Raw genomic sequence first — 8,957 nt, 5'->3', positions numbered from 1 at the left:
ATTATAATTATAAACCATGACATGGGAAAACGAGCATCTCCAACTGCGGAAATGCTCGTTTTTGTCTATTCTGAAACTAGTTTTTGCCCAGCCTCGTTTTTCGTACATAAGGCTTACAAACAGTCATACTCTCCATACTCAACTTTCACTACTACCCAAGTTTCAGCTCATTGCCTTACCACTTTGAGCATAAGACACGAAGAAAGACTCGCCAGCCTTATTGGTAAAACTCACGTGCCATCTTGATATTTCTAATCAAGATATAGAGGTGGATAAGGCCGACACAAAGGAAGGCGACAAGTTGGGGCTGACCTGTAAACTGGGAAATGATTGCTAGTATAAAATAGAGAACTTTTGAAGTTTGGCATAAAATATTTTGAGGATGGAACCGTTCAACTCAAATCTTGAAACTGAAGAATCTGATATTTTTAAATCACTTAGATTTTTTTGGAGGAAAATAAACATATGAACATAATGTGGCTAGAATGTGAAAATAGATTTGAGAAGATAACATGTGCCTATTAACAATAATTAGTTCCAAAATAGGAAAATTTACGCTATTTGAGATACCATTGGCCTCTCCATGCTCCTTTATGAAGTTCTCCAATTTCCAAATAGCCAAGTTTATTCTCCGTGTGAATAACTTGATTATTCTTCCATCTATTGACTAATCTAAAGTAATCTCCTATTTGTTCTTTTCTCCATTGAGCACTCCAATAAGTTTCAGGAACACTGCCATGCTCCACATATCCTGTTTGATTCTCAGTATGCAAATACTCACCCGTTTCAACATTCTGAATTAGGAAATATTCTCCCTTTGGAATCATTTTCCATTGCTCTGATTGTTGAGCATCGTTCGTTAGCATGATTTTTTCATTGCTACTATCTAAATAGAATGTTTCACCAGTTTCATGGCTTGCAATGGATTTTGTTGGGATTTCATAACCTTCATTACGTTTGTAAACTCGGAAATAATCTATTGCCCATTCCTTAGGATAAGTATTATTACCTTTACCTGAGCCAGCATCAGTATAGATATTGAGTATGGTCCCCATCGGATAATCTGGTGCCTGATTAATTTCTTTGTACAGCACGCCATCATAATAGAATTTCAAAGAACCTGGAGACCAGTCTAAACCATACGTATGATACTCTTCTGTCTGATCATTTGTAGGTGCTGGATTTTCAGCAATATGCCAATGTGGTTTTTGGAAAAATGGGTCATTCCAACCATAAGCTGCAATTCTCCATGTATTTGGTCTACTGAAAAAAGTTTCAATTACATCAATTTCACCTGTTTCTTTAGAGTTAAACCAATCATTGGTGTCATTTTGCATACCAACCATCCACCAAGCTTGGTGTCCTCCACCTCCTAAGGGATTATTTCAATACTGGCCAATAGTCTTTATTGGCCTCATAAAGCTCATCAAGAACCTTTTTACCAATAGTGTAGTTCGGAATTGTTTTGTTAAGCATCACGGCTTCTAGGGCAGTTTGGTAAGAACCTGTTAGAGCAGCATCAACGGTTTTCTTTTCATAGGCTTTTTGCATTTCCATAAGTCCTTTTTGGAAGGTTGGAATGTTGCCAATATTAATCGTTTCTGCTCCCATACTGCCGACATAAGCAGGAACCTCTACAACTGCTTCTGGGTCGAAGTTAGAAATCGCCCCATGATTCTTTTTATTGACAGTGAAGCGCTCTCTCGTATTATGAATAATAGCGTAAGCAATGTCTACAATATAGTTCCCATGCACACCTGCATGTAGAGAAGAATCTTTTGCTGTGCCCGCTGCAATAACACGACGGCACTCTTCATAAATACGCTTTTCACGTCCTTGTTGGACATAATCACCACGAGTAAAATTGATGTCATCGTGTTCCAACATTTCGTCTGGTGTCAGATAATACTGTAAATAACAGTTAGGGAAATAATCAGGGAAACGTTTGAAAAGACTAATCATTTGCTTGTAAGTATCAATCCAATACTGATCGCTCTTAGTTTCTTCATTCGATTGAAGTAACGTATCAATCTTGCCAGAAAGAACATCCTCTCTTAGCTGTGGCAAGAGGTCATGACCTTTTTCATCGTAAACATTGGTCCACCAACCAAAGTGATTCATGCCGAAATATTTAAAGGTCAAATCACGCAAATCTTTATTGAAATATTTAGCAATAGCCCCCTCAATTGAAATCGGCATATCGCAGATACACAAAACTTTTGCCTCAGGGAATTCACGATAAATAGCTTCTGACAAAATAGCTTCTGGGTTTGTATAATTCAAAATCCAAGCGTCAGGACAAAGTTCCTTAACTTTACGAATAATCTCCATGACTGCAGGAATCACTCGCATTGCAAATGAGAACCCACCAAGACCACAGGTTTCTTGCCCCACTACACCATTTTGAATACAGATTTTTTCATCGATAGCTCGCTGACGGTTCAACCCTGGACGGATTTGCATAAAGAGATAGTCCGCACCAATAAAGGCTTCATCAATATCAGTTGTATAGGAGACATTAACCGATGAACCTGTTTCTGCATAGTACATCTTGGTGTATTGACCAAGTAACGACACACGCTCCTCATCAATATCATAGAGCACCAAATCTGTCAAATCAAGCTCTTCTGAACGTTGACGCAATACTTCTAAAATTCCTGGCGATTGGGTAGATCCTCCACCTACCATAACAAATTTATGTCCCATAATTTACTCCTTCTCTCTTATGATTTCAAATACTCTTCGATTTGTTCACGAACTGTTTCAACACCCAGTCCAATAACGATTTGAATATGTTTACCCTTATCAACAATTCCAGACGATTTTACTTGATTTTTTAGGATATTCATATTTACCTTAGTTTCATCCTGAATATCAACACGTAAACGTGTATAACAGTTGATAATATTGACAATATTATCTTTACCGCCAAGACCTTCTACAATAACTTCAACTTGAGAGTTGGCAGGCAAAACTTTGCTAGTTACTACATCTACAGTAGACTCATCTAAAACTTCATCAGTCATTTCCTCACGACCAAGTGTTGGAATATTAAGCTTCACAATCAGGTAGCGGAAGACAAAATATTCCATCAGGGCTGTAATGACAAATACCACAGGAATCCAATATTGTTTACCAAGAGAGACTGGGAAAGCAAAACTGTTGATAATCATATTGATACCTGTATCAAACTGGATAGAGATACCAATTAGATTTGTGATTAGTAGGCTGAGTCCATAAACAATTGCGTGAGCCAACCAAAGAATTGGCGACAAGAACAGGAAAAGAAACTCAAGTGGTTCTGTCACCCCTGCCATAAAGGCTGTGACGACAGTCGGAATAAGGATAGAGGCAACTTTTTTACGATTTTCAGGTCGAGCTGTTTTCCAAAGAGCAAAGGCAATACCAATCGGTAAAGAAATAGAACCGAAGTTTGCAAGATAACCGATTGATGGGTGCATACTGGTAATAGAGCTAGCATTTCCAAGTTCAGCTAACCAAATATTGAAGGCACCATTTTGTACTTGACCAGCGATTTCTGCTGTACCTCCAAGCGGTGTATAGAACAACGGCATCCAGAGGAAGTGATGCAAACCAAGAGGTAAGAGCATACGATTCAAGAAACCATAGAAGAAGAAACCGATAGAGCCTGCTGTTGTGGTGGTTGCAACAACAGATTCAACAACCGCATTTACAAGAGGCCAGATATAAGTGGTCACAATAGCAAGGACAATCGTCGCAAAAATCAAGAGAATATAGACAGACTTTGTCCCTTCGTATGGCGATAAGTACTTGTGTAGTTTGATTTCACCAAATTTATTGACCATCACACCCACAAGACAACCTAGCATAATACCGAGGAAGACACCCATATCAACCACTTGCATGCCAAAAATCATACCTTGACCAGTGCCATAAAGGCCAAACTCACCAGCTTCAGCTAAGCGATTCGTCACAGTTAGCCATGAGTTATTGGCATATAGGAAAATTAAAAAGGTGATAATCCCCAAAATAGCCGCATCAGTTTTGTATTTTGGTTTTGCTAAGGCTGTCGCAATCCCCACACTAAAAATGACACTGAGTTGTCCAATCATCCCACCTGACAAAATATTGAAAACAAAATTCCCAATATTCTTTGTAAATTCAGGCATAAAATCCAATTTCAAAATAGCACAAATGGATAGTACAATCCCAGTCACAGCCATAAACATCGCTGGCTGAATAATGGCTTTAGAAAAGACACTAGCTGATTTCATCAGTTTTTCTTTCATGATTAAACCTCTTTATTTATTGTTTGACTGTGCCATAATGGCAGAGATGAATATTGTAGTCGTTGAATACTGCCACTACATCCTTATCGCATAGAAGTGAAACCTCTTTCACACGCGCCACATTAAAGGACGAATTGAAATAAAGAATCTCATCAACATAAGCTGGATGAACCATTAATTCTGTAATAGCATTCTCTTCAATCTTATCTAAGACAGATTTGATTTCTGCCAGACACCCCCTTTTAAGCTCCTCAAAACTGTGTGATAAATCTCTAATATGGGGATGATTCATTAAATCCAGAAAACCAGTCGCTCCAATTTGATAAGGAAGTAAAGCATTCTTTTCCAAATCATAAGCGTTACGGATAGGAAGTTGATACTTCTGGGAAATTCGCTTGGTAAGAGCTAAATTTTCAGGAAAAGTATGCAAGTGATGATGACTATCAATATGCGTTGGCTTCAACCCTTTCTCCAATAAATAATCTATTTGGTAGCACCACTCCTCAAATATCTCCTCATCCTCTATCCTAGAACGTTGTTCATGGTACTCTGTGAGAGAATAAAACGTGCCATTTTGACTAATGGATTTTCCATTGGTCATCGCTTGGCCACATGTCAGCACTAAATGAATGCCAACTCCCAAACCCGGATTTTGCTTCGCCAGCTCAATAGCTTCTATACACCCTGGCATATTGGCCATCAAGGTTGTCGACGTCAGAATACCGTCTTTGTAGGCCTTCACGATGCCTGCATTGACTGCTGGTGAATAACCAAAATCATCGGCATTGATAATGACTTGTTTCATCTGCCTCTCCTCCTTTCAGCTTCGAACTATTAATGATTGTTTCGTATCCGATCATTTACTTCACACCTCAATTTTAGTATAATTAGAAAGCGAATACAATATCGTTTGGTCTATTTGCATCTATTCCCAGTACGTGAAAATATTTTCAGCTAGGAGATTTATCAAGATGGCACAAATTTATCATTTTAACCGTTTGTTTCCAAATAACTCTCTCTACAAAGAAGACGAGAAGATTATCAATCATATCTTGTCAATGATTCAGAAACAAGAGAATCTAGATATTCGTCACATTGCTAGCCAAAATTATACATCTCCTTCCTCTATTAGTCGTTTAGCTAAAAGAGCTGGATTCAATAACTTCAAAGAATTTATCTTTTTCCTTACTAACACTAGTAAAAAACAGTTAGAAAACCAGTTGGACTCACTTCCCTTTGCTCATTCTGATTCTAATTGGGAAGAAATTTTCCAACAGCTCAGACTAGCCTTTATTTCAAAAAATGTCTTTTTATTTGGAGAAGGTTTCTGCCAATTTTTAGTACACTACACCTATCGTAAACTTCTTTTAAAAAAAGTATATGCAGTGGATTTAGATGGTGTTGAAATCAAAACAGTATCTGATAATCAACCTCATACACTAATTACTTTTTCTCACTCAGGAGAAAATAAGCGAGGTCTTCGAAAAATGAAGGAATGTCAAGAACAAGGGGGCTGTGTTATTGCAGTAACAGCCTCTCCAAATAGTAGTTATAATCAAGAAGCTGATTTTTGTATTATTGTTGATAACCAAGCCAATATTACAGATTATGAAAATCAGCACCTCAATTTTTTCTTTGGCAATACACTCAACCTAATGGAATATATTATCGATGTTTGCACACAAACTCTTTAAGTCAATTCCATCTAGTACATATTATTCTAACTATAGATAATCTTGAGTTTCTAATTGTTCTATGATTATTACATTAGCTGAATATGACAATATGAAAAACGATCATTTCCAATTGCGGTAATGCTTTTTAATTCTTTACAGTTTACGAGCTTCTACCTCCCTCCTCAACCAATCTTTTTCCAATTTTTCATTCTCTATTTATGAATTATCTGACAATTTATGGTAAAATGGAATGACTAGAGTTAGATTGAATGATTCTAACTTCATGACATAGCAGTTTAGAAATGGAAGATCCTTATGCCAGCAAATGTATTATTTACTTTTTTCGGTGCTAGTGGCGATTTGGCCAAACGCAAACTTTACCCAGCGCTTTTTAGGCTCTACAGATCGGGCCACCTGACAGAGAATTTTGCCGTTATTGGAACCGCTAGAAGGCCTTGGTCCAAGGACTACTTTGAGGAAGTGGTGATCGAGTCAATTTCTGATCTGGCTGATAGCCCAAGACAGGCTAGCGAATTTGCCAGCCACTTCTACTATCAAAGCCACGATGTCAACGATACAGAGCATTACCAGGCCCTCAAAGAGCTCCAGGATGAATTGCGGCAAAAGTATCAAACCGATCACAACAAGATTTTCTTCTTGTCCATGGCTCCCGAATTCTTTGGAACCATTGCCAAACACCTCAAATCTGAAGGAATCGTTGATGGCCAAGGTTTTGAGCGCTTGATTATTGAGAAGCCCTTCGGGACAGACCTCGAAACAGCTGAGCAACTCAACCAAGATTTGGCAGAAGCCTTTGATGAAGACCAGATTTACCGAATTGACCATTATCTGGGCAAGGAAATGGTGCAAAATATCTTTGCGGTCCGCTTTGCCAACCCAATCTTTGAGCAAATCTGGAGCAACCAGTACATTGACAATGTTCAAATCACCTTCTCTGAAAGCATCGGCGTGGAAGATCGGGCGGGCTATTACGATACTTCTGGGGCTCTTAAGGATATGGTCCAAAACCATACCCTCCAGCTCCTCTCTATCCTTGCCATGGATAAGCCAGCTTCCTTTGATGAGACTGATATCCGTAAAGAAAAAATCAAGGTCTTTGAAAATCTACGCCTGGAAGACGAAGAAAGCCTCAAACAACATTTTGTCCGTGGCCAATACACCGCTGGTAGCATCAATCATGAGGACTTTATAGGTTACCTGGACGAGCCAAATATTGCTGAGAACTCCCAAACAGAAACCTTTGCTGCAGGGACGTTCTTTGTTGATACCGAGCGTTTCAAAGACGTTCCCTTCTTTTTCCGTACTGGGAAGCGCATGACCGAGAAAGGAACCCGGGTTAATATTATCTTTAAGGAAACAGATAATATCTTTGGTCAGGCCTTCGATCGCAACGTTTTGACCATCTATATCCAGCCGACTGAAGGCTTCTCTCTCCACATCAACGGTAAGGAACTCGGAACAGACTTTAAGGTGACGCCTGTTGACCTTAAATTCCGCCACAGCGCTGAAAACCTGGTCAACTCGCCAGAAGCCTATGAAAAACTCATGTTTGATGCCTTAAATGGCGACTCGACCAACTTCAGCCACTGGCGTGAAGTTAAGGCAAGCTGGCGCCTAATCGACCGTGTCATCGATCTTTGGAAAAACGATCAAGTGCCCCTACACACCTATCCTGCTGGCAGTATGGGGCCAGAAGCTGCCTTCGACCTCCTAGAAGCCTTCGGCACGGAGTGGCATTGGCACCCAGACGACTGGTACCGTGAGCGCGGCCTCTTAGACTAAGAAAATATGGTCAGCCCTAAAATAATGATATCCTAAAAAACCTAGCACTAAGTTGAGACACGACTTGGTGCTAGGTTTTTGATTATAAGCCTTGCCTGGGAACTCAAATTTTCTTTTTCTAATACTCCCAGAAAATCAATCTAGTCTAGGAAAAAAGTTGATAAGAGAACTGGTTTCACTGAAGCGAATAGACAAGGGCTATATATAATTTTCAAAGAATATAGACCTTCTTGCTTCTAGGCTCAGCGCTTCAACTGCCCAGTTTACATTTGTACTGCTTGCTAGGGCGTCAGTATCTATTTCAGCTCGCTGTCGTGCATATGCCAAACCCTCTAAATAGGGACACTAGCTCTGGACCTCTTTTTCTGCCAAGGTGAGGTCCTATCAAGTCATAACCACCCGTGAAAACGGGTGGTTTGAACAGGGGCTATAAGCCCATAACACCAGCCAGCGCCTATGCTGCTCTCTTTCACGTTGTTCAAGCCCAACTGCTTTTGACTCGTCACTGGCCTCTTAAAGAGGCGTTAGTACTACTTGCCACTATCCCTAAAGGGATCTTCATATTCTTTCACACTCAGTTTATCAAGTGCGACATCATGTTAACTCGCTCTTCTATTTCTAAGCTCCTGAAGAAATCATCCACTGGATAATTTCTTTGTTCTTGAATATATTTCTTTATGGTGGCTTCATTAAGTCCGACTGTGCTCACATAATAACCCTCTGCCCAAAAATGGCGATTCCAAAATTTATATTTGAGATTAGCGTGTTTGTCAAACATCATAAGTGCACTTTTACCTTCTAAATATCCCATGAAACTTGAAATGCTAATTCTTGGAGGAATACTTACTAGCATATGTACATGATCTGGCATTAAATGTCCTTCTATAATTTCAACACCTTTATAACTACATAAACGGCGGAATATCTCTCCTAAACTGCTTCGATATTGATTATAGATGACTTTTCGTCTATACTTAGGGGTAAACACTATGTGGTAGAACACAGCCACTTTGTGTGTGATAAACGATGTGCTTTTTGAGTCCCTCAACTTTTTTATTTTTAGGTTTCGGCAAAAATCATCCACTGGATAATTTTTCTCCTCCTTTCGCTCTGCCAAATTTCAAGTCCAAGTTAGCCAGTTGTTAAAACTTCTCTAGGCGTCTTGTAGTTTAGTAGTCGTTTGGGGTAATGATTGATCCATCTCTCA

General features: G+C 39.3%; 6 protein-coding genes and 1 pseudogene. 2 read left to right on the top strand and 5 right to left on the bottom strand.

The features are described from left to right. Positions 1-557: 557 nt before the first annotated feature. The 4 genes from ABID29_RS11960 to ABID29_RS11945 are packed head-to-tail and all read right to left on the bottom strand — an operon-like array spanning position 558 to position 5,076. Entirely contained in the window at positions 558-1,337 is a 780-nt protein-coding gene (locus ABID29_RS11960; RefSeq protein ID WP_354366343.1) for a glycoside hydrolase family 16 protein, read from the bottom strand. Between the two features lie 43 nt (positions 1,338-1,380). Further along, entirely contained in the window at positions 1,381-2,706 is a 1,326-nt protein-coding gene (locus ABID29_RS11955; protein ID WP_354366342.1) for a family 4 glycosyl hydrolase, read from the bottom strand. A 17-nt stretch (positions 2,707-2,723) separates the two neighbouring features. Beyond that, positions 2,724-4,271 carry a PTS transporter subunit EIIC gene (locus tag ABID29_RS11950; protein ID WP_354366341.1) on the bottom strand — a complete coding sequence of 516 codons (1,548 nt, stop codon included), beginning with the start codon at positions 4,269-4,271 and terminating at the stop codon, positions 2,724-2,726. Positions 4,272-4,287: 16 nt separating this feature from the next. Further along, positions 4,288-5,076: a carbohydrate deacetylase gene (locus ABID29_RS11945; RefSeq protein WP_354366340.1), complete on the bottom strand. Its 789-nt coding sequence runs from the start codon at positions 5,074-5,076 to the stop codon at positions 4,288-4,290. Positions 5,077-5,242: 166 nt separating this feature from the next. On the opposite strand from ABID29_RS11945, the gene ABID29_RS11940 reads away from it, so the two are divergent. Then, complete coding sequence (locus ABID29_RS11940) at positions 5,243-5,965, top strand: MurR/RpiR family transcriptional regulator (RefSeq protein WP_354366339.1); 723 nt, start codon at positions 5,243-5,245, stop codon at positions 5,963-5,965. Between the two features lie 297 nt (positions 5,966-6,262). After that, complete coding sequence (zwf, locus tag ABID29_RS11935; RefSeq protein WP_354366338.1) at positions 6,263-7,750, top strand: glucose-6-phosphate dehydrogenase; 1,488 nt, start codon at positions 6,263-6,265, stop codon at positions 7,748-7,750. 530 nt (positions 7,751-8,280) lie between these two features. Here the strand turns inward: zwf and tnpA are convergent. Beyond that, positions 8,281-8,755: pseudogene (gene tnpA, locus ABID29_RS11930) on the bottom strand (IS200/IS605 family transposase). Positions 8,756-8,957 lie beyond the last annotated feature (202 nt).

Source organism: Streptococcus rupicaprae (assembly GCF_040545225.1).
GTDB classification, from domain to species: Bacteria; Bacillota; Bacilli; order Lactobacillales; family Streptococcaceae; genus Streptococcus; species Streptococcus rupicaprae.
The sequence above is the reverse complement of the archived record's forward strand: the minus strand, read 5'-3'. Positions and strand labels throughout refer to the sequence as shown.